Origin of the sequence: Kitasatospora sp. NPDC127121 (genome assembly GCF_042677305.1) — a bacterium.
Lineage (GTDB): Bacteria > Actinomycetota > Actinomycetes > Streptomycetales > Streptomycetaceae > Kitasatospora.
In genome coordinates, this window is sequence record NZ_JBHXTQ010000019.1 from 1 (window position 1) to 25379 (window position 25379).

The following is a 25379-nucleotide window of genomic DNA, read 5'->3' on the forward strand; positions in this document are numbered from 1 at the left end:
CACCTCGCGGGGTCGTAGCGCGGGGCGGGCGCCCGCCGCGCGCTACGGGCGCCCGCTCACCGGGACTGGCGGCGCCTGGAGAGAATGGCCAGAGTGGAACGGGCATCACGGCGGCGGTCCGGGGTCCGGGCCAGGACCGAGGCGAGGGCCACGATCGCGAGGAGGACCCCGTACAGCAGGCCGGCTCCTGCGGCCAGCACGGCAGCCGCAGTTGCATCCTGGGTCAGCATGGAAAGCACAGTCATGGGGAGATCCTTCTGTCGGAGGCCTGCGGCCCGCGGTCGATGAGCCGAGCATCTGACGGCGTCCCGGTGCGCATCCACGTCCTGGCGGGATATCCGCTGGTCAGGGGCCTTTATTCACCGACGCGGGAGCAGAAATGGTCAGAAGTACGGCGCCCGGGACGGCACGCAGGAACCTCGGGGTGATGCTGCAGGAGTTGATCAAGGCTCGCGGCATCAGTCGCCGAGGTGCTGCACGACTCGTCTCGAACGGCGCGCTACGGGAATCGACCCTCCGACTCTGGTGCTCCGGCGAGTCCGCTCCTCACGCAACGGACCTGTTCTGGAACCTGGTCGAACAATTGGAGGGCCAGGACAGCCAACGCCTCCATCCCCGCGAGGAATGGGAAGCCGCTCTCCATGCCGCGCAAGGAGAGACGACCAGGGGCCGGCGCGAATGGAGAGCCGACTCGGAGAAGCGCGGCAGGAAGCGCGAGCACGCCGCGATGAATGCCTTCGTCCGTGATCGGGATCCGCAGGCGGCCTCGTACCTGTGGTGGCACGCACAGCTTCCCGTAGGAAAGACGGCTCTGCTCACCGACTACGCGAGGCAGCTACCGCAGGACGCCGACCTCCTGCTCTGTGTCCTGTCCGAGAAGCACGGGACGAACTCCCGTACCGAATTCATCGATGACCTGCGCCGACAACTCCAGGTGCCCGAGCCCCGGAGGAAGCCGTCCGCCGAGGCGGAGTTCCTGCGCCTGCTCACCAAGGCCGCGGGGCGAAGCCGAAGGCAGAAGCGGCAACTCCTGCTTGTGGTGGACGGATTGGACGAGGACCGCGCCTGGCCGACGACTGGAGCGCCTGGTGGGACCGGGGTGGCGAGCATTGCCGCACTTCTCCCGGCCGCTCCTGCGGCGAACGTCCGCGTCATCGTCTCCAGCCGGCGCAGCGGGCCGCTGCCCGCCGACGTCCCCGAGGGGCATCCGCTGCGCGAGCGCGAGTGCCTTCGCCCACTCACCGCGGGCGACCGGAGCCACGATGTCGAACAGGCTGGCTTCGCGGACCTGGAGCGGCTGCGCACAACCGACCTGGGCCGGGCCGTCACCGATCTGCTCGCCGTCACGGACAGCGGGGGCGGGCTGCGAGCGGCCGACCTCGCGGAACTGACCGGGGCCTCCGTCGAGGACGTGAACGGCCTGCTGCACAGCAGGGAGCAGCGCTGCATCGTCTCGAACGAGGAATCGGCCGAGATCCACCTGCTGAGCCACCCCGGTATGCCGCACGCCATCCGGCGGGAGTGGGACCAGGCCACCGTCGAGCGCTGCACCCGTCGGCTGCACGCCTGGGCGGCGCACTGGCGCGAGGCCGGCTGGCCCGAGGGCTCTCCGACGTATCTGCTGACCGAGTATCCGCAGCTGCTGGACACTGCGGGTGAGCGCGGACGGGTCCTGCTCGACCCACTGCGACAGCTTCGGATCGCGGACGCGCTGGGACCTCAGGTCATGCTCGACCAGCTACGTCTTCTCAAATCCGAGTTCAAGGCAGTCGAGGTGTCGGATCCTGAACAGCAGGAAGCCGAGACCGCCGTCCGGCTGGCTGCGGCACTGGACCTCGTGCAGCGCCGGGTCGGACCGGTCCCACCTCGGGCACCCGTGCTCCTCGTGCAGTTGGGGAGCGTCGCCCGCGCCTGCACCGTGGCCCGCTCGGAGCCGGAACTCGTTCTGCGGGCCGCCCGGTTGGCCGAGGTTGCCGTCGAAGCGGCACGCGCCTCGCACCCCGATGCCACCGCAATCGCGCGAGAGGCGGCCGACTGCTTGGTCCGCGCGGGCCGGTTCACTCCGCGCGCCGGTGGCTTCTTCGAGGACGCCTGTGCGGAAGTGGCCGAGGCAGCGGGCGCGTTGGACACACTCGGCAGGAGGGATGGGGCAAAGGCGCTGTTCCGGGCCGTGGTGCTCAGCGACGCGGCCGCCCTGGACGCACTCGTCGAAGGAGCGGTCCTCCTCTCCGCTGACGGCCCCGAGCGCTTCGTGGAAGCCCTGGAGGAGCACGCGGAGGAGCTGAGCGAGGTCGATCCTCGGGCCCAGGCCATGGCCGTGGACATCTGGGCGACCATCGCCCGCGCCTCCAGCTCCCGCAACATCGCGAACCTGGACCGTATCGAATGCCTCTGCAAGGCCATCGACCTGTCCGACGGACTGATCGTGGTGGATACTCTCGCGCTCGCGGCCCAGGCCTTGGCGACCATGGGCCGCCGGTCGAAGGCCTGGGACGTGCTCAAGATCGCGCGGGACCGTCTGCACACCGCCCTGGTCAGGCTGGACTCCCCAGCCGACCGAGCCCACCGGGCACGCGAGTTCTCCGGCACGATGGACCGTATGGTCCGCGCCGAGACCGCGGCCGGCACCGGCCTTAAACCTCACCTGGACGCCAAGCTGCTGGTGACTGCCCTCAGCCAGGGAGTTCGCACCGGCGTTCTCGGCGACGACCAACTGGAGCGGGCGGAGGCCTTTCTCTCAGCAGTCGACGAACAGGTGGCAGCAGAGCACGCCGCCCATCTCGCGGCGAAGGAGGAGCGGCGACAGGCCCACCGGAGGGAGGTCGACGCGAGCGCGAAGGCCCTGACGAAGGAACGGAAGGCCAAACGGAACCGCGCCCAGGCTCCCCCGACCCGAAGTGCACGGCGTCGTGTCCGGACGGACGAAGAACCCTCACCGTCCACCGCCCCGGGCCGAAGCCCGGCGCTCGGGAACCACGAGCCCCTCGTCGGTCCGGTCACCCGGCTCCAGTACGCGGAGCAGCTGGTGCACGGCGGCAACCTCGAGCTCGGGCGCGAACAGTTGGAGGCCGCTGTCCGCTCCTCGCTCCCCGACGCGCCCATCGCTCTGAGCGCCGGCTCGGCCGAGGAGTTGGTCCGGGCGCTCGGTATGACCGGTGAATTCGGACAGGCCGAACAGCTGATCGGCATCTCGACGGAACCAGGCGACCGCGCCCGGCACTTGGCCGCGCTGTCCATCGGGTGCTCACTCGGCGGTCGCTCACCGGAGGCGGTTGCGTATGCCCACGAGGCCGCCCGGCTCATCCCTCGCACGCCGCACTTCGCCATGCGAGGAGCCGTCGCGCAGGCCCTGGCCCATGCAGGGGACGCGGAAGCGGCGGTGGCGGTGGCCCGGATGGAGGAGCCGGCAGACGCCGAGGCTTCTTCTTCCGTACGGGGCAGGAGGGCTCGACGCACGCTGGTTCTCGTCGCCGCCGGCCTGGCACGGCATGATCCGGAACGTGCCGCTGAACTGATCGGACCAGCGGTCCAACTGGTACAACGGCGCATCGGCGCCGGCCGCCCGGTCGGCCAACTTCCGGCGCTGGCAGAACTGCTGCTCGCACTCCCCGATCCGACGCGACCGGATCCGGAGCTCAGCGAAGCGATCCGGCTCGCCGCGGAGTTCACGAACAGGCCTCGACAAACCTGGGACCGGGAGGAGACGACGCTCCTGGCCCTGCTGCGGCGGCTCGGCTGCGCGCCCGCACCGGGACGCGCCGCGGGTGAGCTGGAGGAGTGGCTGCGCTCCCTGCGACCCGAACGGGCTCCCCATGCTGAGCTCGCCCTGCTCGGCTCCCTGGACGGCGATGCCGCCAACGCCCTGCGCACCGCGAACGCAGCACCGACACCGACGGCGCGTGCCGCTGCGCTGGCTGCTGCCGCCCACATCCTGGCGGCGGCGCCCGCAGTCCTGTCCGTCGACGAGCCCGAGGACAGCACTGTTCAGCTCTGCCTCGCACTCGCTCATGCGGGAGGCCGCCCCGACCGCACCGACTCCGACAGGGCTGCAGCCCAGGGCCTCCTCCGGGAACTGCTCGCCGACGGGAGTTGGACGCGGGCGATCCCGTTGCTGCCGTTGCTGGTTCCCGAGGCTCTGCACCCCCTGAGCGAACTGGTCGCCGCGCACATCAGCGGCCGCACAAGCACCTGACGGAGGCGGTCACGCCTCACCTGTCGTTGATCACCCGTGGGCGAGCCGACGGAACCCGTCAGCCGTTCAGCCAGCCGGACGCGTCGAATTGGGCCAAGCCCCTGTGGTCGGCCAGGACGTCGAAGTGGCGGTGCCGGCCCCACAGTCCCCGGTCGCCGATGACGAGCAGTCGTCTCCGGGCCCTGCTCACTGCGACGTTGAGGAGGTTGGGGCTGGCAGCCGCCCAGTCGCGGGCTCCGTTCTGGGATGCCACGGTACCCAGCAGCAGGATGACCACGTCCGCCTCCTTGCCCTGGGTGGTGTGCACCGTGCCGACCCGCTTGGCGGGAAGCCGGTTTCCGGCCATCCGGCGCGCCTCGGCGACCACCTCACGGAACGGGCTCACCACGAACACGGACTTGCCGAGTCGCTCGCGCACCTCGGCGGCCGTCGTGGTGCTGAGGTCCACCGGCTGCCGGCCCTCTCGTAGTGCGGACTCCAACTCCTCCTGCTCGATCTGCGCGCGCAGCCGCTCCCCGAGGAGATCCAGCACCCTGCCCAGCACGAGCCCCTGCTGAGCCACCCACTTGCCGTCGGACTCGCCCCCGACGACGTCCAGCCAGACGCTGCGGTCGGCGATCGGATAGGGCGCTCGCTCACCCGTGCCGAACACCATCAACCCGTCGTAGGCGATACGGTTGCTGATCTCGAACATCGGATTGTCGCAACGGCGGTGCACCCGGAGCGGTGACCCCACCCACACCTCCGTCTCGCCGTCGGGGAGTTGGGCCGGGAGCCAGGTGCCGCACCGGGCGAGGCGGTCGGCGACCCGCTGGACCGAGGTGCGACCGGGCGCCCACTCCTGCGCCACTCCGTAGTGGGTGCGAAGCCGCTGCTGTGCCGTCCACGGCACCGTCACGACAGGTTCGAGCTGCAACGGGTCGCCGACGACGACCGCCCGGCGGGCCCGCCAGAGTGCGCCGACCGCCTGCTGTGGGGTGGCCTGCCCCGCCTCGTCGATGAACAGCCAGCCCAGGGCCTCGGAGCCAAGGCCCGCGAAGAGGCGGTCCAGCGAGGCGAAGGTCGTCGACACCACCGGCACGACCAGGAACAACAGTTGCCAGGCGGCCCGGACGGTTTCCGGCGGCAGGTCCTTCGGGGCGTCGCCGCCCACCACCTCCATCACCGCCTGAAAGCTGGTGAGCAGGCGCTTCGCCTCCGCCGCGAGGAAGGCCCTGTGCAGATCCAGCGCGGCGAGGAACACTCGGGTGCGGGCGGCGCTGAACTCCTCGTCCATCCAGGGGGCGGACATCTCCCGCCGGCCATCGGCCTGCGGGTCTCCGAGGAGTGCGGCCCAGTCCTCGGCCGGCACGTGTGCGCGCCACCGTCGCGTCGCATCGGAGACCTTGCGGGCGGCGATGTCGGCGGTGGTCCGAGCCGTGGCGGCTGCCTGCTCGGCAGCGGTGACGGCCTGTTCCGCGCGGCGCAGGCCGTCCAGTCGGCTCGCGCGCGAGCGCTGCGCCGCGGCCTCGGCGGCAGCGGCCTCCTTGCCGGCGGCTCGTGCGCCGGCGAGGAGCTCGCCGAGTCGGCCGAGCGCGGTCTCCGACGCCTCCCATGCTGTTTCGGCCTGAGCCAGAGCACTCACCAGCGGTTCCCGCCCACGCAGCCACCTCTCCTCCGCATCTGAGGAGAGCCAGGCGCGTAGCCGGCGAGGACGCTGCCGTGCGTCGTACGAGCGCAGGTCGTCGAGCCGCGACTGGCACACTCCGCGGCGCAGCTCCACGGTGGCCTGGGCCTCGGCCAACGTCGTGGACACCTGGTGCTCGGTCTGCTGCGTGGCCGCCAGCCGTTCAGTCGCGCTCTGCGCCGCGGCGTGCGCGTCGGCCAGTGCGCGCTCGGTCGGGGCCTTGTTCGCCCGGGCCGCTGCCACAGCGGCTTCGGCACCCCGTAGCTGTCGCGCCAGGAGCTCCCGGCTGTCGCGTGCGGCGGCCGCGGCCTCCCTGGTCGCGGCCAGTTCCTGGACGGCCTGGCGCGCCTGGGTGAAGCGGCGCACCGCCAGCGGCCAGGGCTCGCCCAGCGCGGCGGTGGCCGGCGCGTCCGGTGCATCTGAGGCACCTGGGGCACCTGGCACGCGGCTGCCACCGAGCGGGTTCCGATCCGGGCCAGGTCTGGCGTCGCCGTTCAACTCCTTCTGCCGGAGCAGGAGATCACGCAGACCCCGGCCGGTGGACACGGCTTGTCGGCGGCTCTGTCCGGGGCGTCGCGGGTCGGCCGTCTCCTGCATCTCCCTGCCCCACCAGAAGCGGCTGACGAACTGGGAGCGGTTCGCGCGATTGCCGAGAGGTGCCGCGACCGCTCCCCACGCATCCGCGCCGCCCAGCAGCAGCCTGCCCTGCGCTGAGAGGTAGTCGGCCTCCTCGCACCACTCCTCGGCTACCGCGGATGCGGACGGGATCTCGGTCGTCACGTTCTCGACCGCGCCGTTGTTGGCGGACGCGATGACGATCTCGTAGCCCGTCAGCTCCTCCCGCAGCCCGTGAAGCCTCCGGTTCCACTGGCCGGAACTCCAGGTGTGGACCTTGCCGAACGCGTCCGCCGGAGAGACCAACGCCGCCAGCCGCTCAGCACGTTGCACCACCAAGGCGGCGATCAGGTCGCGGAGCATGGTGGTCTTGCCCGTGCCGGGCGGCCCGTTGACCGCGTAGAGGCCGCTGCCCCCGGCGCCACCCAGCTCTGCCAACGCGCTGTTCACCGCGAACTGCTGGCTGAGGACCAGGGGTTGGTCACTCCTGCCGGGCCACCGGCCGAGCGGGGCGGCTGTCGGACGGACACCGTCCAGCAGGATCTGCGGCTGTTGCCGCACGTCGGTCCGGCGGCCGGAGTCCAGAGTTGCGGTGGGCCGCAGATACTCCTCCAGCGCCCGTCCCGACCTGCCCTCCGCGAGCGCCGCAGTCACCTGTTCCAGGTCCGCGGCGATGAAACTGTTGAGGAAGTCGGACTGGTCGCTCTCCGCGCTCTGCGACTCCCGGACGGTGTAGCTCTTCACCCGCACGGCGTCCGGCCGCAGCGCCTCCGCGATCCCGAGCTGCTCGGCGACCCAGCGGGTGACGGCCGCGAGGTCCCTGACATCAAGCGGTTTCAGGCCCAACGGAACGGGGAGATCGCTCGTCGGGTCCGACTCCTGGGCTTCTTCCGCCGCGTCCGCGTCGTCCCCGGAATGCAGAGCGTCGGAATCGGCACCACCCGCGGGGTGCAGGGCGCCGTCGAGGGCTCCCTCCACCCGCTGGGTCACGTGATCGCTCACCCGGCTGCTGACCCGGTCCGCGAGCGAGTTCGCCGCCGATCCGGTCAGCGTCTCGGCGACCGCCTGGGTGATCGAGCCCAGCGCGGCACCCGCCACGGTGCCCACCGTCGAGGCGATCCCGCCGACGGCCGCGCCGAGCACGACATCGACCGCCACACCCGCGATCGCACCGAGCGCCGATCCGGGTCCGGAGGGCGCGCCGCCCGCTCCTCGCCGCTGTTCCACCACCGGGAGCCGACCGTCGCCCAGCTCCAGGAGGGTGGAGACGCACAGCTCCGAGTCCTTCTCGAAGCCGTCGAGCCAGGCCGGGTCCGCCGGCCCCGGGCGCAGAGCCCGGCCCACCGCCCACGCGCACGACGAGATCGTCACGCTGTCCTTGAGCAGCAGCCCCTGGTCGTTGACCGAGAAGCAGAGCACCGCGCTCTGGCCGCCCAAACGGCCGTCGAAGTCCTCGGTGGGCCCGTCGGTGCCGAACACGCCGAGCAGCGTGTCACGCAGTGCGGTGAGCTCGAACACGCCCGCGTACACCGTGTGCTGCCAAGATCGCCCGCGGCCCGGCGAGCGCCGGCGGAGCCGGTGGTCCGGCTCCCACGGCAGCGGTCGGCCGTCCCAGACCGAATAGACGTCCTTCGACGGATCCACCCCGTCGACCTTCTGCGGGCTGAACAACTCCACAGCCCGCCAGTACCGGACGATCGCAGCCCTGCGCCCACGCTCTCCACCGGCCATCCCCACGCCCCCTCATGCCAGCCCCACCTGGTGAGCAAGCAGCGTACGGGATCACGAACTACCCAACGTGGGTCTTGGCGACTTCGGCGAATCGGGTGATAGCAGCTCGCCGGGCCCCGGTTCACCGGCAGCCGACCTGGTGCGCCTGCCGAGCACGCCGTCGCCGGTCAGGGGGCCTGGGTGTCGGCTGCGGGCGCGTCGTCGGCGTCGGCGGGCTCGTCGGCCTTGGCGCGGACGTCCTTCGGGGTGGGCGCCACGATGTTCCGTTCCTCAGCGGACCGCTCCCGTACGGTGCCGTCGCCGTCCCGCGGGACGTCGTGCTCCGCGGGGGTGGTGCCCGTGTCGTGCGTGCTCATGGCGTAGCCCTTCTCATCAGGTCAGTTGGCAGATTCGGTGCGCTCTGGAGGCGGCCTCGCGGGCCCGGTGGTTGCTTCTTGCTCGAACCGGCAGGCATGGCCTCTCCTCCTCGGGTTGCCCCGGCGTCTACCCCGAACGTCGGTCGCGACGCGTTCGCGCGGCCTCGGGATCCGGTTGGCGAGCCCTGCCGGTCCTGGCTCCGCTCCGGCCGCTCCGGCCGCTCCGGCCACGACGCCACGACGGGATCCGGACGCGTGCAGGACCGGTGCTAAGGAGCCGTCCGGCGGGCGGCCGTGCGCCGCAGCACGATCTGGGGCAGAACAAGCCAGGTGGTGGTGAACCAGAGGAGGACGGCTGCGCTGAGGACCCAGGCGGCGACCGGGTTACCGGTAGCGGTGCGCGGCAGGAGCAGCAGGGCGGCGGTGATGGTCAGGGCCAGGGTGACGAGGCCAGTGGCGATGAAGTGGCCGGCGACGTGGATGAGTTCGGGTTTCATGCCGTGACGGTCTCGCTCCAGAGCCGGTCGCCCGTTCCTGAGTCGTCTCGTCCTCACCGCGGTGTCGTCTCCCTATGCGCGGGTGCGCGATTCGGGCAGGTTGGCGGGCCGATGCCGACACTTCGGGCGGCCGGGTCAGGGGCGGTCTTCGTGGTGGCCGCAGAGCCAGGCCAGCGCTTGGTAGGCGCCCAGGGCGTACGCGGCGTTCGCGTCTTCGTCCGCGCCGTCGCCCCCACCCGAGGCCGAGGTGTCGCGCAGACGGACGGCGGCGGCCTGGCACTCGGCCAGGAGCTGCGCCCGGCACGGCCCGGTGGCGCCGAGCGCGGCGGCAGCGGTGAGGGGCGCCGCGACCTGGGCGCCGGCAGCCCACCGGTAGGCCCCCAGGATCCCGTGGTCGAAACCGGTCCACGGCTGCGGGCGGCCGTTGGCCGCCTCGATCGCGTCGAACACCTCGTCCAGCAGGCGCACCCCTACCGCCGGGATCGTCGTCTCGTCACTGGTCATGCCCGCAACCTACGTCGCCCGGACGCGGCCCGCCCCCGGGCACCCGGTCCGCCCCGGGGCCGGCCGGACGGACGCTGGGCAATCGGGTGAACCCCACGACGGCCGCCGCGGTGGCGCCGACAGGTCCGGATCCGGCTCGGAGCGCGGTGCGCAGCGCCGGGAGCAGGGTGGCCTCGGCCCAGGTGAGGAAGGCCGGCCGGCTGTCGCCGCCGACCGGGATGAGGGCGACCTCGCCGAAACTCGGCGCGCAGCGCTGTTCGGTCATCATCGTGTGTCCGTTCTGCGCCTGAACGCGGCAGGCGCCCGCACCACCGCTGTTCGTGACGGCCCGTGCTCAAGGGTGGCGGCGAATTTCTCAGTCGCCCGCCGCGGGCAAGGCGATGCGGCGCACCTGACCGGCTTCCAGCTCGACGACGACGGCCAGCACCGGGCGCAGCCAGCGCACCATCGACGGCACGCCCGGATGCGGCTTTCGAAGCCGCCCGGCGACGGGCGACCCGAGCTCGGCCCGCTCCTGCCCGGACAACTCGCGAGTCACCAACCGCCGACCGTCGACGAGCACCACCAGCAACCGCCCAGGTTCGCCGGGCTCGTCCGGTTCGCTGACGGCCCCGACCACCCAGCCCCTCACCGCAGCCCGCCCGGACACCGTTCCAGCGCGGGCGGCACGATCATCGACGGACTCCTTCCGTACACGAGGTGTGATCACCCGAGCATGGCAGCAGGCCCCGACGGGCGCGATCCATGCCGTCGTCGGGCAGCACCGGAACCAGGAACGGGCACCGGGGAGCGCACGGAAACCGGGCAAGGGTGCTCGCCTCGAAAGGCCCACCTCCAGATGTGGGTCCGCCGGCGATGGCCGAGGCTCGGTGCATGGCATCGATCATCGTGCTCTTCGAGCTGGAGCCCGACGGGGCCATCGGTGCGGAAGGTGTGGAAGGCACGGACGGTGCGGAAGGCACGGACAGTGCGGAAGGCGCCGAGCCCGCCGTGATCGCGGTGCACGCCGCCGGGGCCGATCCCGACGTGCCCGAGGACCCGCAGCCGTACACGCTGTGCGGGCTGGAGACCGGCCCGATGGAACACACGCACTACCGGCCGGTCCGGCCCGGCGAGCCCTGGTACCCGCCCACCCTCGCCGACCAGCGGTGCCAGGAGTGCGAGCGCGCCCTGCGCACGCAGTGACCGCCGCGCTGGGGAGAGGCGGGCGACCCCGCCCGGAGCCTGCAACTGCACGTCAGCACGCCCCGGCACGTACGGCGTCACGGCCCGCGCGGGTTTCACCCCGTCGCGGTACCTGGGGTGATCGCCCGCCGGCGCCATGTCTCCACCGATCACGGGCGTCGTGCTGGGGCGGGGCACGCCTTCAGGTTCTCTGCCGTCGCGCACGCGGCCGGTCGGAGCCCGTCCGCCGGGGGTGGCCCGGGCTGGTCCGGATGCCACCGAGCGGGTGCGGCGGACCGGCCCAGCAGCGACGTTGAGAAGATGGACATCGTCGTCGTACTTGAGCTAGACATGCCGACCAACGTGCGGCTCCTCGGCCCCGACCACACCCCGGCGGACCCGGAGAGCCCGGTGCGCCGCGTACACGTCGCCCCCGCGGAAGCCTCGGGCACCTGCGGCCTCCGCACCCTGTGCGGCCTGGACACCGACGGAATGACCCTCGCCCCGCACCGCTACGCCCACCAACCTCCACCGCACTGGCTCACCTGCAGCACGTGCCAGGCCGCCAGGCAGGACCCCGCCCCCGACGCCACCGAAGCGGCTGCCCAGGAGCAGCGCGAGGACGACGCCCACCCGGCGGAAACCGCCGCACACTGAGCACCGCACCCACCGCACCCACCGCGTCGAGCGCGCGGGCGGCGGCCGACGGCCGGTCGCCTCCTCAGCGCGAGCCGACGCTTCGGACCGAACGCGCAGTGGGCCCGGTCCGGGCGCGGCGGTCCGGGCGGTCCGGCAGTCCGGCAGTCCGGCAGTCCGGCAGTCCGGCAGGCTGCTCATCGGCCGCTCCCCCGGCCCTCGACGCACGCGTTACATTGAGGCGCAAGGGGCGGCAGATCCCGAACGGGGTGGCTGATGCACTCGATCACCGACTGGCTGGACGGCCTGTCCGGCCCGGTCGTGTACGCGGTCGTCGCCGCCCTCGTCTTCGCCGAGGACGCCCTCTTCTTCAGCTTCCTCATCCCCGGCGAGAGCGCCGCCGTCCTCGGCGGTTTCCTCGCCCACCAGGGCAGGGTGTCCATCGGCTGGCTGGTCCTCGCCGTGGTCGGCGCGGCCGTCCTGGGGGACTCCGTCGCCTACGAGATCGGCCGCCGCATCGGCCCGGCGGTCCTCGACACGCGCATGCTGCGACGCCATGAGGAGCAGCTCGACAAGGCCCGTGACCTGATCCGCCGGCGGGGGCCGGCCGCCGTCTTCTTCGGCCGTTTCGTCGCCTTCTTCCGCCCCGTGGTGCCGACGCTGGCCGGCGTCTCCCGCATGCCGTACCGCCGTTTCCTCCTCTTCAACGCCCTCGGCGGCCTCGCCTGGGGCGTCGGGTTCACCCTCCTCGGCTACTTCGCGGGGGCCGCCTACACCAAGGTCGAGGGCACGGTCGGCGGCGTCGTCGCCGCCCTGCTCGCCGCGGCGGTCGTCATCGCCCTCATCGTCTGGCGCGTACGCCGCCGCAGGTCCGCAGCCAGTGCGCAGTCGCGCCGTACGCGGTCCCGCCGTACGCAGTCCCGCGAGGGCCAGGACGAGAAGCACTGACGGCCGGACCGCCCTGCCGACCGCACCGCGCGCGCCGGGGCCCGCGAACGACCAAGGCGGCGCGCCCGGCGACGGGCCGGGGCCGGGAACCGCGCCGGAACGGGGCCACACCGGCCCTGGCCGCGCCGGAACGGTCCGTGCACGAGCGAACACACCGCGCACGCGAGGTTTCCGCATCAGGGCCATGAATCGGCCCGGGGCGGGTAGCCGAGCGCTGCCGCCGCCGGCGCTCGGTGCCGCTGCGGACAACCCGGCGCCACAGCCAGAAACGGAGTCCGTCGCATGACCGTCGTCACCTCCTGGTCCACCGCCGTCACGCTGCCCGAAGGCCCGTTCCCCGACGTGACCGTCGAGGCGCAACTGCGCTTCGACACCTCGCTGCCGTACGCGGTGTGCCTGGTCTTCCCGCCCCTCGGGGGCGGCGGGGAGGCGCAGTGGGTCTTCTCGCGTGACCTGCTGGACGAGGGCCGCCACGCCCCCGCCGGCCACGGGGATGTGACGGTCGCGCCCGGGCGGGCGGCCCGGGTCCTGGTCACCCTGTGCGCCGAGAACGGCCGGGCCGTGATCAGCATCCCCGCGGACGCCGTGGCGGCCTTCCTCCTCGACTCCTTCGCCCTGGTGCCGGCCGGCACCGAATCCGACCACCTCGACATCGACGCCGTCCTCGACCGGATGCGGTCCTGACCCGCCACAGCCGACGGCGACGACCGCTCGGCGAAGGGCCGGGCATGCCCGAGCGGGGAACCGACCCATTCCGCTGCGGGCAGGATGGTTTGCCCGGCCCGCAGAGCGGTACACGCGGATCATGGGCGCGGCCGGAGAAACGACGGCTCCACCACCCCCGGACGGTCCGGCATCACCATCGAACGGCCGGACCGGCCCCTCCTGACAACCGTCCCAGTCACCACACGGGAGGACCTCGTGATCGTCCTCGGCGTCATCCTGCTCATCATCGGTTTCGTCACCGGGATCTCGATCCTGTGGACCATCGGCATCATCCTGGCCGTCATCGGCCTCGTCCTGTGGATCGCGGGCTCCGTCGGGCACGCCGTCGGCGGGCGTCGTCACTACTACTGATCCACTCGTCCTACTTTCTGCACCACCCGCCTCAACCCCTGATCCGCCCGTTCACCGGCTCGTGGGGGGGTGGGCCCCCCCCCCCCCCATGTGGCGCCCCCCCCACCCCCACCCCCCCCCCCCCCCCCCCCCGTCCCCGGGGCTCGGCGGTCTCCCCCCCCCCCCCCCCGGCGGGGCCCGCCCCCCACCCCCCCAGGGCGCCGCCCGCCGCCCGCCGCCCTCAGCGGCGGAGGCGGCCGGCCCTCAGCGGCGGTGCCGCCCGGCGCTGCGGCCGGGCACCGGGACCACGCCCGGGGCGGGGAGGAACAGCCGGGCGACCTCGCGGCCCAGGTTCACGCCGATCGCCACCGCCATCGCCGTGGCCGTGGCGCGCCCGACGCCGACGAGCCCGATCTCGGGCTCGCCCCGGACGAAGGCGAGCAGCCCGAAGTACAGCAACGAGCCGGGCAGCAGCGGCCCCAGGGCCGCGGTGACGTACGGCAGCGAGGAGCTTCCCCGGTAGCGGGCCATGAGCTGGCCGGACAGGCCCACCAGCCCGGCGGCGAGGCCGGTGGCCATGATGGGCTCGCCGCCGGCGTTGACCAGCACGCCGTACGTCGTCCAGCCGACCCCGCTGTTGAGCAGGACGGCCGGCAGCGTGCCCGGCTCGGTGTTGAGCAGCACCGCGAAGGTCAGGGTGAGCAGGAGCGCCGCCACCAGTTGGAGCGGCGGGTTCGACGCGGCGACCGGGGCGGGCCGGGTCGCCAGGTCGGCGCCGTTGTTGACGCCGATGTAGAGCACGGTCATCACCCCGACCACCACGCCGGCCATCATGTACAGCGTTTCCATCAGGCGTGCGGCCGCGGTGAGGTAGAAACCCGCGAGGCCGTCCTGCGCCGCCGCCACCATGGGCCATCCGGGCAGGAGCGTGTACAGCCCTCCGGTGATCACCACCGATCCGCCCAGGTTCAGCCCGTTGAAGGAGAGCAGGATGCCGATCGCCGCCGCCGGGGTCGCGGCCGTCGCGATCCGGTAGAACTCCGGGAGGTCGTGGCGTCCGACCAGCGCCGAGAGCCGGTCGCCGGCCAGTGCCGCGGCGACGGCGCTGACGAACACCAGCCAGGCCCGGGCGTCGGCCCGGCCGCCGACCAGCAGCGTCGCGGCGCCGGCCAGCAGGCCGGAGGACAGGACCAGGAGCCACGCGGGGTAGTGGCGGCAGTGCCGGCGCACGGCCCTCAGCCGGTGGTGGGCGTCGTCGACGACGAGTCCGCCGGTCGTGATCTCGGTGACCAGCCGGAAGAGCACGGCCAGCCGCGCGTAGTCCCCGGCCGGGTGGCGCACGGACCGCTCGACCGTCACGGGCGGCTCCGAGGGGCCCGGCTGGTACGAGATCGCCACCCGGGTGAAGGTGACCTGGGGGTCGCAGGGCTGGGCCCGGTAGGCCTGCGCGACGGCGAGCATGGCGGCCTCGACGTCCTCGGCGGCCTCGCCGCAGGCCAGCATCAGCTCGCCCACCAGCAGTGCGAGGTCCAGGACGGCGGCCACCGCGGCCAGCCCCGGGTCGTCCGCGCCGGGTCCGCCGGTCACCAGCGGGCGGTCGGTGGTCGGGGTGCGCAGCAGCGGCAGCATCAGGTCCGGCCAGGCCGCCGTGCCGTCGGCATCGGCGGGTCCGCTCTCCGCCCCGGGCGGCGCCGGCCGGCCGGGCGCCCGGCCCTCCCCCTGAACTCGACCTTCCCCGGAGGCGGGGGCGGCCCCGGGGGCCTCCTCCGGACTCGCCTGGGGCGGGACTCTTCCGGTCCGGCTCGCCGGCCCGTCCGCCTCGGCCCGCACGCCGAACTGCTCGTGTTCCGGCATCGTCGCTCCCTGCCGCACCCCCCACCTGATGACCTTTCGCACCCACTCGACTACCCGCAGCCATCATTTCGTGAACGTCCCGACCGGAGCGCGGGGGTCCGTTCACGCCCGCCGTCCGTGGGTCGGCCCGCTGCCTCCAGACCAGGGCTCGGGGAGAATCCGCAGGTCAGCGGGCCGACGCCGGAACCTGGGAGGGCGAAGGAGCACCGAGCCGCGGCCGTCCGAGTGAAGCCCGTAGTGGTGGGCGAGCCCCGTCCGGCCGTCCCGCCGCCACGGGATATGGCTATCGGGACACACGATCGGAGCGGACGGGAGGAGCGGCGTGCGGCTGTCGAGGTGGAGGGCGCGGGCCGGGCGGCGGGCGGAGCGGGCCGCCCGGAACACGGCGGTCGCGCTGGACCGGCGGCTGCCGCTGTTCGACGGGGCCAAGGGCCTGCTCCGGAAGGTCTTTCCCGACCACTGGTCCTTCCTGCTCGGCGAGTTGGCGCTCTACACCTTCGTGCTGCTGCTGTTGACCGGCGTCTTCCTGACGTTGTTCTTCACGCCGTCCATGACCGAGATCGTGTACGCCGGAACGTACCCGCCGCTTCGCGGGGTGCGGATGTCCCAGGCGTACGCCTCGACGCTGTCGATCAGTTTCGACGTGCGCGGCGGCCTGCTGATCCGCCAGATCCACCACTGGGCGGCACTGGTGTTCACCGCCGCGATCTGCGCGCACCTGCTGCGCATCTTCCTCACCGGCGCGTTCCGCCGCCCCAGGGAGGTCAACTGGCTGGTGGGACTGACGCTGTTCCAACTCGCCCTGCTGGAGGGTTTCGCCGGCTATTCGCTGCCCGACGACCTGCTCTCCGGCACCGGCCTGCGCACGGCCCAGGGCTTCATCCTGTCGGTCCCGCTGGTCGGCACCTACCTGAGCTTCTTCCTCTTCGGCGGGGAGCTTCCCGGGCACGACATCGTCCCCCGGTTGTACAGCGCGCACATCCTGCTGCTGCCGGGTCTCCTGCTCGGCCTGATCACCGCGCACCTGATCCTGGTCTTCCACCTCAAGCACACGCAGTGGGCCGGGCCCGGACGCACCAACCGCAACGTCGCCGGGAAGCCCCTCTTCCCGCACTTCAGCGTCCAGACGGCGGGCCTGATGGCGATGGTCTTCGGGGTGCTGGCGCTGGCCGCCGCCCTCGCCCAGGTCAACCCGATCTGGCTGTACGGGCCCTACCGCCCCGACCAGGACTCCACCGACGCGCAGCCGGACTGGTACATGGGGTTCATCGAGGGCGCGCTGCGGCTGATGCCCGGGGCCGAGACGCGGCTGTGGGGCCACACCGTCGCCTGGAACCCGCTGATTCCGGCCGTGCTGTTCCCGCTGCTGTTCTTCGCCGCCCTGTACGGCTATCCGTTCTTCGAGCGCTGGATCACCCCGGGGAGCGGCGAGCAGCACCTGTGCGACCGCCCCCGCAACCGGCAGACCCGCACGGCGCTGGCTGTCGCCGGGACGTGCTTCTACGTCGTGCTGCTGGTCGCCGGCGGCCAGGACGTCGTCGCCCGGGCACTGGACGTGCCGGTGGAGGGCCTGAACTGGTTCCTGCGGGTGGGCCTGTTCGTCGGGCCGGCGGTGGCCTTCTGGATCACCCGGCGCCTGTGCCTGGCCTTGCAGGAGCGGGACCTGGAGCGGGTGACGGAGGGAGACGAGACCGGGTTCGTGCACGAGGCCGTCGAGGGTGCCTTCCACGGCGAGCACCGGCCGCTTCCCACCGGCCTGCGCTACACGCTGGCCCTGCGCGACGCCCCGCTTCCCCTGCCGGCGCCGGGCGAGGGCGCCTCGCGGCGCGCACGGCTGCGGGCCGCCCTGAGCTCCTGGTACTACCGGGACAACATGGCGGCGGTGGACGAGCCGCAGCCGGAGCCGCTCGCGCCCGCCGACGCGGGACGCGCCGAGCGGTGACCCCCGATGACCGACCACTGACCGCCGGTCGCCGACCGGCCGGACTCACTGCCCGCGCTGGGCGTGCTGGAAGACGAAGCCCAGGACGCCGGCGCCCGTCACACCCGCTCCGATGAGGAAGAGCCACAAGGCGTACACCAGCCCCAGCCCGGTGACCGCGACGCCCGCGGCGGTGAGCAGCGGGTAGTAGCTGCGCGGTGCGAAGAACTCCAGCGGCCCGACGCCGGTGACGATCTCGGCGTCGGTGCGGTCCTGCGGCCGGCGACCGCGGCGGGAGTACTGGGTCCGGAAGAAGAACGCGATCAGCGTGGACATCATGAAGGCCACGACCAGCGCCGCCTTGCCGGCCGGCTCCCGGGCGAACCAGCCGTAGATCGAAGCGGCGACGGCGAAGAACAGCGCGACGCCCGCGAACAGGTAGGACTCGGTCTTCACCGCGCGTTCTCCTCGCCTTCGAGCGCCATGCGCGAATACTCCGGGTGGTGCAGGTCGAAGGCCGGGCCTTCGGAGCGGATGCGGGGCAGGGCGTGGAAGTTGTGGCGCGGCGGCGGGCAGGAGGTCGCCCATTCCAGGGAGCGCCCGTAGCCCCACGGGTCGTCCTCGGTGACCGGGACTCCGTACCTGGCGGTGCGCCACACGTTGTACAGGAAGGGCAGGGTCGACGCGCCCAGCAGGAACGCACCGATCGAGGAGACGGTGTTCAGGGTGGTGAAGCCGTCCGAGGGCAGGTAGTCGGCGTAGCGGCGCGGCATGCCCTGGGCGCCGAGCCAGTGCTGCACGAGGAAGGTGATCTGGAACGCGGGCAGCAGCATCCAGAAGTGGATCTTTCCGAGGCGTTCGTCCAGCAGCCGGCCGGTGATCTTGGGCCACCAGAAGTAGAAGCCGGCGAACATCGCGAACACGACCGTCCCGAAGAGGACGTAGTGCAGGTGGGCGACGACGAAGTAGCTGTCGGTGACGTGGAAGTCGATCGGGGGCGCGGCCAGCAGGACGCCGGTCAGCCCGCCGAGGAGGAAGGTCACCAGGAAGCCGAGGGCGAACAGCATGGGCGTCTCGAAGGAGAGCGAGCCGTTCCACAGGGTGCCGATCCAGTTGAAGAACTTCACCCCGGTCGGCACCGCGATGAGCAGCGAGGCCAGGGAGAAGAACGGCAGCAGCACCTGGCCGGTGGCGAACATGTGGTGGGCCCACACGACCGCGGACAGCGCGGTGATCGCGATCGTGGCACCGATCAGTCCGTAGTAGCCGAAGACCGGTTTGCGGCTGAACACCGGGATGACCTCGGAGATGATGCCGAAGAACGGCAGCGCCACGATGTACACCTCGGGGTGGCCGAAGAACCAGAACAGGTGCTGCCACAGCATCGCCCCGCCGTTGGCCGGGTCGAAGACGTGGGCGCCCAGCTTGCGGTCCGCCTCCAGCGCGAACAGCGCCGCGGTCAGCGGGGTGAAGGCGAGCAGCGCGAGGATCGAGGTGAACAGCACGTTCCAGGTGAAGACCGGCATCCGGAACAGCGTCATGCCCGGTGCCCGCAGGCAGACGATGGTGGTGATGAAGTTGACGGCTCCCAGGATCGTGCTCAGACCCGCCACGATCAGCCCGACGGCCCACAGGTCGGCGCCCGTTCCCGGGCTGTGGACCGGCCCGTTCAGCGGGGCGTAGGCGAACCAGCCGAACGACGCGGCGCCGTCGGTGGTCAGGAAGCCCCCGACCACCATCAGGCCGCCGAACAGGTACACCCAGTACGTGAACGCGTTCAGCCGGGGGAACGCCACGTCCGGGGAACCGATCTGCAGCGGCATCACGGCGTTCGCGAAACCGGCGAACGTCGGTGTGGCGAACAGCAGCATCATGATCGTCCCGTGGATGGTGAACAACTGGTTGTACTGCTCGTTGCTCACCACCTGCAGTCCCGGCCGCATGAGCTCCGCGCGCATGAGCATCGCCAGCAGCCCGGCGAACAGGAAGAACCCGAACGCCGTCGTCAGGTACAGGTTGCCGATGGCCTTGTGGTCGGTCGTGCTCAACCACCGCAGCACCGCCGAGCCTTGACGCCGGCGGGCCACGCCGGGCGCCGGGCGGGCGACGGCCCGCCGCCGGGTCTGCGCCATCCGCTTCCTCCTCCTGCCGGGGCCGCCCGCACCCGCAGGAGAAAAACGCGGAGACGCTCGCCGGGACACACGCTGTGTCGCCATGCAATCACCCACCGCCCCAAGGGCCCCTGAACCGGAGTCGGCGTGGCGGCCCCGGCCGGGCGCGGATGACGAAGTCGGCGCACTGGTGCGATCCGGCGAGGCGCCGCCGCGGGTCAGCCGCGGGTCGGCCGCGGGTCAGCTACGGGTCAGCCGCGCGGCGTCGAACTCGGCCCAGATCGTCTTCCCGTGGCTGTGCGGTTCGGCGCCCCACCGGTCGGCGGTCCGCTCCACGATGAACAGGCCGTGGCCGCCGGGCAGGGCCGGGTTGTGCGGGCGGCGCGGGGTGGGCAGGGTCGGGCTGCGATCGCTGACCTCGGCCCGCAGGCGGGTCCCGGTGACGTCCAGGACCAGTTCCAGCGGGCCGTCGCCGTGGAGCATGGCGTTGGCGACGAGTTCCGCCACCAGCAGGACGACGTCCGCGAGGGTGCCTTCGCCGGCGCCGGGCCCGGCGGCGGACGCGTACCAGTCGTCGAGGGCGCGGGCGGTGAAGGTCCTGGCGTGGGCGACCGGTTTGGGGATGCCGGACAGGGTCAGCCGCCTGCGCTGGCCGCCGACGGGCAGCACCGGGCCCGGCTGGTGCGGGTCGCCGTCCAGGGTTCCCCGGCTCATCGTCATGTGAGGACACCCTTTCGGATCGACGGCGGTCTCGCACGGTCGGTTTCCCGGCAGTTCTCGGATTATGCCCCGCGCCGGCGTCGAACCGGGGCCGGGGCGGTCGGCCGGCCTCGGGCCGAGGCCCTGGCGGCCCGAGTCAGGGCGGTCAGGCCGCCAGGGCCTCGTCGACCGAGTCGTGGATGGAGAACACCGCCTGCGCGCCGGTCAGTTCGAGGACCCGCATGACGGTGGGCGCCACGGCGGCCAAGTGCAGGTCCAGCCCCTCCTCCGCCGCCGCGAGGCGGGTCTTGAGCAGGAGGTTCAGGCCGGAGGAGTCGCAGAAGCCCACCCCGGCGAGGTCGATCACCACCGCGCCGCGGCGCTGCGCGATCACGCTGGTGAGCAGGTTGGCGGCCGAGGCGAGCGTCTCGATGTCGAGGTCGCCCACGAGGGCGCACACCACCGCACCGGAGGCCGTGGCACGGGTCTCGACCACCAGTTCCGCGGGGCGCGGGGACGCTGCCGGCGCGGCGGCCGCCCGAACGTCGTCGAATGGCATCATCGTCGTCTCCTCCATGTCCATGCCTTCCGACCATACGGAGGTTGTGCCGGACTGCCAAACACGGGGGTGTGCGCCCGGCTTGGTCCTGCCCGGGGCTCGTGCGGCGACGCGTCCTCAGCCGTCCTCCAGCCCGTCGCGCAGGTGCCGCAGGGTGCGGCTGAGCAGCCGGGAGACGTGCATCTGGGACAGCCCGAGGCGGGCGCCGATCTGCGACTGCGTCATGTCCTCGCAGAAGCGCATGGACAGGATGAGCCGTTGCCGCTCCGGCAGGTCGGCGATGAGCGGCTTGAGCGCCACCAGGTCGTCGACGAGGGCGAGGTCCCGGTCGTCCTCGCCGAGCCGGTCGCCCAGGGGGCCGGGGGCGTCGTCGTCGTTGCTGCCGCCGAGGTCCAGGGAGCCGGCGGTGTGCGCGTTCGCGGCGGTCAGCCCTTCGACGACCTCCTCGGGGGAGAGCGCGAGGTGCTCGGCGAGTTCGGCGACCGTGGGGGCCCGGTCCAGGTCCTGCGACAGGCGTTCCTGCGCCTTGGCCAGGAGGATGCGCAGTTCCTGGAGGCGGCGTGGCACGTGGACGGCCCACGTGGTGTCGCGGAAGTGGCGCCGGATCTCGCCGAGGACGGTCGGTATGGCGAAGGTGGTGAACTCGACGCCGAGGTCGGGGTCGAAGCGGTCGATGGCCTTGATCAGGCCGACCGCGCCGACCTGGAGCAGGTCCTCCTGCGGCTCGCGGTGCGAGTTGAAGCGGCGGACTGCGAACCTCACCAGGGACAGGTTCGTCTCGACCAGGGTGGCGCGGACGTACGAGTACTCCTTCGTCCCCTCCTCCAGGGTGCGGAGCCGGCGCAGCAGCACCTTGTTGAGCTCGCGCGCGTCGGCCGGCGCGATCTCCCGCAGGTCACCGGCGTCGGCGAGCTCCGGCGGGAGCAGGTCCCGAATCCCTCCGGCGTCGGCGAGTTCCGGCCAGGGCAGGTCCCGGGGCTCTCCGGCAGGAGCGGCCGTGCGGGACGGACCTCCCGTCGACGGGTGGGCGGAGGCGGGCAGTTCCCCAGTGGTCGTGGCCATCGGACTCCCTCTCTCGTGCTCTCTCGTGTCGGCGCGGTCTGCCCCCCGGTACCCCGTGTCGGCGGATCGATGCAGCCGCCCCCCATGGAGGTTTCGTGAAGCCCGCAACGGCTCCGAGGTGGGCGGCGGCCTGTCCGGGGCGCGGACGCGCGTCCGGGCTGCGGGCGGCGGGCGGCGGGCGGGGCGCACGGCCGGGGGGCAACCGTTGTCCGGCGGTGTGCGGGCTGGGGTAGCCTCCGAAGGCGGTACAACACCTGGAACGACGGCCAGGTCCCCCGGCCCGTCCTTCGGGGTGCCCACGACCGGATTCGGGCCAGTCGGCCCGGCGTTCCACGGAGGCGACGTTCGATGGCTGGCCCGACCACGTCCCGCGACTCACAGCACCGCCCGGACGAGGGGGCGGGCGCCGCGCAGGTGGGCGAGCCGGAACTGCGGCTGCTGCTGGCCGGGTTGACGGCGGTGCGCGACGGCGATTTCAGCACCAAGCTGCCGGGCGACGCGGACGGGCTGCTGGGCGAGATCGCCACGGTGTTCAACGGCATGGTCGACCAACTGTCGCGGTTCACCTCGGAGGTGACCAGGGTCGCCCGGGAGGTCGGCACCGAGGGCCGGCTCGGCGGCCAGGCCCAGGTGCCCGGGGTGTCGGGCACCTGGGAGGACCTGACCGACTCGGTCAACGCGATGGCGGGCAATCTCACCACCCAGGTGCGGGACATCGCCCAGGTCGCCACCGCGGTGGCCAAGGGGGACCTGTCGCAGAAGATCACCGTCGATGCCCGGGGCGAGATCCTGGAGCTGAAGAACACCGTCAACACGATGGTCGACCAGTTGTCCTCGTTCGCCGGCGAGGTGACCCGGGTGGCGCGGGAGGTCGGCACCGAGGGCATCCTGGGCGGCCAGGCCGACGTGAAGGGCGTCTCGGGGACGTGGCGCGACCTCACGGACTCGGTGAACTTCATGGCCGGCAACCTCACCGGCCAGGTCCGCGCGATCGCCCAGGTGGCCACGGCGGTCGCACGCGGGGACCTGTCGCAGAAGATCACCGTCACCGCGCGCGGCGAGATCCTGGAACTGAAGGAGACCATCAACACGATGGTCGACCAGCTGTCCTCCTTCGCCGACGAGGTGACCAGGGTCGCCCGGGAGGTCGGCACCGAGGGCCGGCTCGGCGGCCAGGCCGAGGTGGAGGGCGTCTCCGGCACCTGGAAGCGCCTCACCGAGAACGTCAACGAGCTGGCCGGCAACCTCACCCGGCAGGTCCGCGCCATCGCCGAGGTCACCAGCGCCGTCGCCGCCGGCGACCTCACCCGCTCGATCAGCGTGGACGCCTCCGGCGAGGTCGCCGACCTCAAGGACAACATCAACGCCATGGTCGGGTCGCTGCGCGAGACCACCCGCGCCAACGAGGAGCAGGACTGGCTCAAGACCAACCTCGCCAGCTTCTCGGCCCTGATGCAGGGCCGGCGCGACCTCGGGGTCGTCGCCGAGTCCGTCATGGACGAACTCGCCCCCCTCGTCGGCGCGCAGTGCGGCGTCTTCTACCTCGCCGAGGACAGCCCCGTCGGGACGGTGCTCCAGCTGGTCGGCTCCTACGCCTTCCCCGACGGCGAGCGCCCCACCCGCTTCCGCCTCGGCGAGTCGTTCGTCGGCCAGGCCGCGCGCAGCCGGCGCGCCATCACCGTCGACGCCCTGCCGCCGGACTACCTGGCCGCCTCCTCCGGCCTCGGCCGCACCGGGGCGCTGTCCCTGGTGGTGCTGCCCATCGTGGTCGAGGACCAGGTCCTCGGCGTCATCGAACTGGCCTCCGTCCAGCCGTTCACCCAGGTCCACCTGGACTTCCTCGACCAGCTCATGGAGACCATCGGCGTCAACGTCAACACCATCATCGCCAACGCCCGCACCGACGAGCTGCTCGGCGAGTCCCAGCGGCTCACCGCCGAACTCCAGGTCCGCTCACAGGAGTTGCAGGCACGCCGGGACGAATTACAGGCCTCCAACGCCGAGCTGGAGGAGAAGGCCGACCTGCTGGCGGCACAGAACCGCGACATCGAGACCAAGAACCTGGAGATCGAACAGGCCCGCCAGGAACTGGAGGAGCGCGCCCACCAGCTGTCCCTCGCCTCGAAGTACAAGTCGGAGTTCCTGGCCAACATGAGCCACGAACTGCGCACGCCGCTCAACAGCCTGCTCATCCTCGCCCAGCTGCTCGCCCAGAACCCCACCCGCAACCTGACCGCCAAGCAGGTCGAGTACGCCGGGATCATCCACTCCGCGGGCTCCGACCTGCTCCAGTTGATCAACGACATCCTCGACCTGTCCAAGGTCGAGGCCGGAAAGATGGACCTCAACATCGAGGCGGTGCCGCTGCGCGCGCTGCTCGACTACGTCGAAGCCACCTTCCGCCCGCTGACCAGCCAGAAGAACCTCGCCTTCACGGTGCGGACGGTCCAGCAGATCCCCGCCGAACTCCTCACCGACGACTACCGGTTGCGCCAGGTGCTGCGCAATCTGCTGTCCAACGCCGTCAAGTTCACCGAGCAGGGCCGGGTCGAACTGCGCATCGAGCCCGCCGACGAGACCGACCTGCCCGACGCCGTCCGGCGCGGCGGCCCGGTGCTCGCCTTCCACGTGAGCGACACCGGAGTCGGCATCGCCCCCCAGCACGTGGAGAGCGTCTTCGGCGCCTTCCAGCAGGCCGACGGCACCACCAGCCGCAAGTACGGCGGCACCGGCCTCGGGCTGTCCATCAGCCGCGAGATCGCCTACCTGCTCGGCGGCGCGATCACGGTGGAGAGCACCCTGGGCCGGGGCAGCACCTTCACCCTCTACGTCCCCGCGACCCGCCCCGACCTGGCCGAGACCGGCGCCGACGGGGCCCGCAAGGCGCTGGGCGCCGGGGGCACCGGCCCGTCCGAGGCGCCGGAGCGGGCCCCCTCGCCTCCCGCCGCCGGCCGGCCGCGGCGCCTGCTCGTGGTCGAAGGCCGCCCCAACGGCCTGCTGTCCCTGGTGGCGGAGAACGCCGTCGCCGACGTCGCCCGCTCCGCCGGCGCGCAGCGCCGGGTCGAGATAGTCACCACGGTCGGCGCCCCGGAAGCCGCCACTGCGCTCGCCACCGCCCCGTACCACTGCGTCGTCCTGGAGCTCGACCTGCCGGACAGCGCGGCGGCCACGCTCCTGGCGGAGATGGAACGCGACCCGGCCCTGCACACCGTCCCGGTGCTGGCCCACAACAGCCGGGGCGTCACCACCGGCGACGAGCACGCCGTCCGCCGGGAGGGGGAACGGCCGCTGGAGCTCATCTCCAGCCTCGACGAGCTGCGCGAACGCATCGCCCTCCACATGAGCGCCGACGGGCCCGGGCGCGTCCTGCCCCCGGCGCGCCCCGCGGACGGGAACCCCGCCCGGGGCCGCGGAGGCGACCCGGTGCTCTCCGGTCGCACCGCGCTGGTGGTCGACGACGACGACCGCAACCTCTTCGCGATCACCAGCATCCTGGAGCTGCGCGGCATGCGGGTCCTCCAGGCCGAAAACGGGCTCGCCGCGCTCGAAGCCCTCCGCGCGCACCCCGGGATCGACGTGATCCTGATGGACGTGATGATGCCCGAGATGGACGGCTACACCGCCACCGCGGCGATCCGCGCCATGCCCGAGCACGAGGGGCTGCCGATCATCGCGGTCACCGCCAAGGCGATGATCGGCGACCGGGAGAAGAGCCTGGCCTCGGGAGCCAGCGACTACATCACCAAGCCGGTGGACGCCGACGAGGTGATCGGCAGGATCAGGGACCACCTCACCCGGTAGTCGCCCT

At 72.4% G+C, this 25379-nt stretch carries 21 protein-coding genes; 8 read left to right on the plus strand and 13 right to left on the minus strand.

The features are described 5' to 3' along the window. Positions 1-56: 56 nt before the first annotated feature. Positions 57-245, minus strand: coding sequence for a hypothetical protein (locus ACFVHI_RS12605; protein WP_380338415.1), 189 nt, complete (start codon positions 243-245; stop codon positions 57-59). A 179-nt stretch (positions 246-424) separates the two neighbouring features. On the opposite strand from ACFVHI_RS12605, the gene ACFVHI_RS12610 reads away from it, so the two are divergent. Continuing rightward, the gene (locus tag ACFVHI_RS12610; protein ID WP_380338418.1) at positions 425-4192 is read left to right on the plus strand and encodes a hypothetical protein; all 3768 of its coding nucleotides are present in this window, start codon (positions 425-427) and stop codon (positions 4190-4192) included. A 58-nt stretch (positions 4193-4250) separates the two neighbouring features. Here the strand turns inward: ACFVHI_RS12610 and ACFVHI_RS12615 are convergent, their stop codons facing one another. The 6 genes from ACFVHI_RS12615 to ACFVHI_RS12640 all read right to left on the minus strand — a co-directional run bounded on the left by ACFVHI_RS12615 (position 4251) and on the right by ACFVHI_RS12640 (position 10132). Continuing rightward, positions 4251-8150 (minus strand): AAA domain-containing protein, encoded by a 3900-nt coding sequence (locus ACFVHI_RS12615; RefSeq protein ID WP_380338421.1) that lies wholly within the window; start codon positions 8148-8150, stop codon positions 4251-4253. 221 nt (positions 8151-8371) lie between these two features. After that, positions 8372-8560 carry a hypothetical protein gene (locus ACFVHI_RS12620; protein ID WP_380338423.1) on the minus strand — a complete coding sequence of 63 codons (189 nt, stop codon included), beginning with the start codon at positions 8558-8560 and terminating at the stop codon, positions 8372-8374. Positions 8561-8829: 269 nt separating this feature from the next. After that, on the minus strand, positions 8830-9057 hold the full coding sequence (locus ACFVHI_RS12625) for a DUF6328 family protein (protein WP_380338425.1): 228 nt from the start codon (positions 9055-9057) through the stop codon (positions 8830-8832). A gap of 135 nt (positions 9058-9192) precedes the next feature. Continuing rightward, on the minus strand, positions 9193-9561 hold the full coding sequence (locus ACFVHI_RS12630; protein WP_380338428.1) for a hypothetical protein: 369 nt from the start codon (positions 9559-9561) through the stop codon (positions 9193-9195). Beyond that, positions 9551-9829: a hypothetical protein gene (locus tag ACFVHI_RS12635; protein WP_380338430.1), complete on the minus strand. Its 279-nt coding sequence runs from the start codon at positions 9827-9829 to the stop codon at positions 9551-9553. The genes ACFVHI_RS12630 and ACFVHI_RS12635 overlap by 11 nt, the downstream gene beginning before the upstream one ends. A gap of 87 nt (positions 9830-9916) precedes the next feature. After that, a complete protein-coding gene (locus ACFVHI_RS12640; protein ID WP_159398714.1) occupies positions 9917-10132 on the minus strand; it encodes a hypothetical protein in 216 nt (71 codons plus the stop codon). 302 nt (positions 10133-10434) lie between these two features. Here ACFVHI_RS12640 and ACFVHI_RS12645 point away from each other — a divergent pair, with 302 nt between their 5' ends. The 5 genes from ACFVHI_RS12645 to ACFVHI_RS12665 all read left to right on the plus strand — a co-directional run bounded on the left by ACFVHI_RS12645 (position 10435) and on the right by ACFVHI_RS12665 (position 13386). Then, positions 10435-10746, plus strand: a complete 312-nt coding sequence (locus ACFVHI_RS12645; RefSeq protein WP_380338433.1) for a hypothetical protein — start codon at positions 10435-10437, stop codon at positions 10744-10746. 300 nt (positions 10747-11046) lie between these two features. Further along, positions 11047-11382, plus strand: a complete 336-nt coding sequence (locus ACFVHI_RS12650; protein WP_380338436.1) for a hypothetical protein — start codon at positions 11047-11049, stop codon at positions 11380-11382. Positions 11383-11637: 255 nt separating this feature from the next. After that, positions 11638-12309: a DedA family protein gene (locus ACFVHI_RS12655; protein WP_380338439.1), complete on the plus strand. Its 672-nt coding sequence runs from the start codon at positions 11638-11640 to the stop codon at positions 12307-12309. Positions 12310-12591: 282 nt separating this feature from the next. Next, positions 12592-12993 carry an SsgA family sporulation/cell division regulator gene (locus ACFVHI_RS12660; protein WP_380338442.1) on the plus strand — a complete coding sequence of 134 codons (402 nt, stop codon included), beginning with the start codon at positions 12592-12594 and terminating at the stop codon, positions 12991-12993. 237 nt (positions 12994-13230) lie between these two features. Then, entirely contained in the window at positions 13231-13386 is a 156-nt protein-coding gene (locus ACFVHI_RS12665; RefSeq protein ID WP_167745913.1) for a DUF6131 family protein, read from the plus strand. A gap of 243 nt (positions 13387-13629) precedes the next feature. Here the strand turns inward: ACFVHI_RS12665 and ACFVHI_RS12670 are convergent, their stop codons facing one another. Next, the gene (locus tag ACFVHI_RS12670; protein WP_380338445.1) at positions 13630-15219 is read right to left on the minus strand and encodes a threonine/serine exporter family protein; all 1590 of its coding nucleotides are present in this window, start codon (positions 15217-15219) and stop codon (positions 13630-13632) included. Positions 15220-15541: 322 nt separating this feature from the next. Here ACFVHI_RS12670 and ACFVHI_RS12675 point away from each other — a divergent pair, with 322 nt between their 5' ends. Further along, positions 15542-17161: a cytochrome bc complex cytochrome b subunit gene (locus ACFVHI_RS12675; RefSeq protein ID WP_380338448.1), complete on the plus strand. Its 1620-nt coding sequence runs from the start codon at positions 15542-15544 to the stop codon at positions 17159-17161. 45 nt (positions 17162-17206) lie between these two features. Here ACFVHI_RS12675 and ACFVHI_RS12680 read toward each other — a convergent pair whose 3' ends face one another. From ACFVHI_RS12680 to ACFVHI_RS12700, 5 genes are all read right to left on the minus strand, one after another. After that, complete coding sequence (locus tag ACFVHI_RS12680) at positions 17207-17596, minus strand: cytochrome c oxidase subunit 4 (RefSeq protein ID WP_380338451.1); 390 nt, start codon at positions 17594-17596, stop codon at positions 17207-17209. Then, the gene (ctaD, locus tag ACFVHI_RS12685) at positions 17593-19272 is read right to left on the minus strand and encodes a cytochrome c oxidase subunit I (RefSeq protein WP_380338454.1); all 1680 of its coding nucleotides are present in this window, start codon (positions 19270-19272) and stop codon (positions 17593-17595) included. The genes ACFVHI_RS12680 and ctaD overlap by 4 nt, the downstream gene beginning before the upstream one ends. A gap of 219 nt (positions 19273-19491) precedes the next feature. Continuing rightward, the gene (locus tag ACFVHI_RS12690; protein WP_380338457.1) at positions 19492-19971 is read right to left on the minus strand and encodes an ATP-binding protein; all 480 of its coding nucleotides are present in this window, start codon (positions 19969-19971) and stop codon (positions 19492-19494) included. A 145-nt stretch (positions 19972-20116) separates the two neighbouring features. Further along, positions 20117-20512, minus strand: coding sequence for an STAS domain-containing protein (locus ACFVHI_RS12695; RefSeq protein ID WP_380338460.1), 396 nt, complete (start codon positions 20510-20512; stop codon positions 20117-20119). A gap of 114 nt (positions 20513-20626) precedes the next feature. Then, positions 20627-21571 (minus strand): RNA polymerase sigma factor SigF, encoded by a 945-nt coding sequence (locus tag ACFVHI_RS12700; RefSeq protein WP_380338463.1) that lies wholly within the window; start codon positions 21569-21571, stop codon positions 20627-20629. A 348-nt stretch (positions 21572-21919) separates the two neighbouring features. Between ACFVHI_RS12700 and ACFVHI_RS12705 the strand changes: the two genes are divergently transcribed. Next, positions 21920-25372 carry a HAMP domain-containing protein gene (locus ACFVHI_RS12705; protein ID WP_380338465.1) on the plus strand — a complete coding sequence of 1151 codons (3453 nt, stop codon included), beginning with the start codon at positions 21920-21922 and terminating at the stop codon, positions 25370-25372. Positions 25373-25379: the final 7 nt, after the last annotated feature.

What these genes read in the sequence shown, in the direction of transcription:
- ACFVHI_RS12635 (WP_380338430.1), bottom strand. Translation starts at nt 9,829, where the DNA reads ATGATGACCGAACAGCGCTGCGCGCCGAGTTTCGGCGAGGTCGCCCTC.
- ctaD (WP_380338454.1), bottom strand. Translation starts at nt 19,272, where the DNA reads ATGGCGCAGACCCGGCGGCGGGCCGTCGCCCGCCCGGCGCCCGGCGTG.
- ACFVHI_RS12695 (WP_380338460.1), bottom strand. Translation starts at nt 20,512, where the DNA reads ATGATGCCATTCGACGACGTTCGGGCGGCCGCCGCGCCGGCAGCGTCC.
- ACFVHI_RS12700 (WP_380338463.1), bottom strand. Translation starts at nt 21,571, where the DNA reads ATGGCCACGACCACTGGGGAACTGCCCGCCTCCGCCCACCCGTCGACG.
- ACFVHI_RS12625 (WP_380338425.1), bottom strand. Translation starts at nt 9,057, where the DNA reads ATGAAACCCGAACTCATCCACGTCGCCGGCCACTTCATCGCCACTGGC.
- ACFVHI_RS12605 (WP_380338415.1), bottom strand. Translation starts at nt 245, where the DNA reads ATGACTGTGCTTTCCATGCTGACCCAGGATGCAACTGCGGCTGCCGTG.
- ACFVHI_RS12670 (WP_380338445.1), bottom strand. Translation starts at nt 15,219, where the DNA reads ATGCCGGAACACGAGCAGTTCGGCGTGCGGGCCGAGGCGGACGGGCCG.
- ACFVHI_RS12620 (WP_380338423.1), bottom strand. Translation starts at nt 8,560, where the DNA reads ATGAGCACGCACGACACGGGCACCACCCCCGCGGAGCACGACGTCCCG.
- ACFVHI_RS12705 (WP_380338465.1), top strand. Translation starts at nt 21,920, where the DNA reads ATGGCTGGCCCGACCACGTCCCGCGACTCACAGCACCGCCCGGACGAG.
- ACFVHI_RS12630 (WP_380338428.1), bottom strand. Translation starts at nt 9,561, where the DNA reads ATGACCAGTGACGAGACGACGATCCCGGCGGTAGGGGTGCGCCTGCTG.
- ACFVHI_RS12645 (WP_380338433.1), top strand. Translation starts at nt 10,435, where the DNA reads ATGGCATCGATCATCGTGCTCTTCGAGCTGGAGCCCGACGGGGCCATC.
- ACFVHI_RS12690 (WP_380338457.1), bottom strand. Translation starts at nt 19,971, where the DNA reads ATGACGATGAGCCGGGGAACCCTGGACGGCGACCCGCACCAGCCGGGC.
- ACFVHI_RS12650 (WP_380338436.1), top strand. Translation starts at nt 11,047, where the DNA reads ATGGACATCGTCGTCGTACTTGAGCTAGACATGCCGACCAACGTGCGG.
- ACFVHI_RS12660 (WP_380338442.1), top strand. Translation starts at nt 12,592, where the DNA reads ATGACCGTCGTCACCTCCTGGTCCACCGCCGTCACGCTGCCCGAAGGC.
- ACFVHI_RS12655 (WP_380338439.1), top strand. Translation starts at nt 11,638, where the DNA reads ATGCACTCGATCACCGACTGGCTGGACGGCCTGTCCGGCCCGGTCGTG.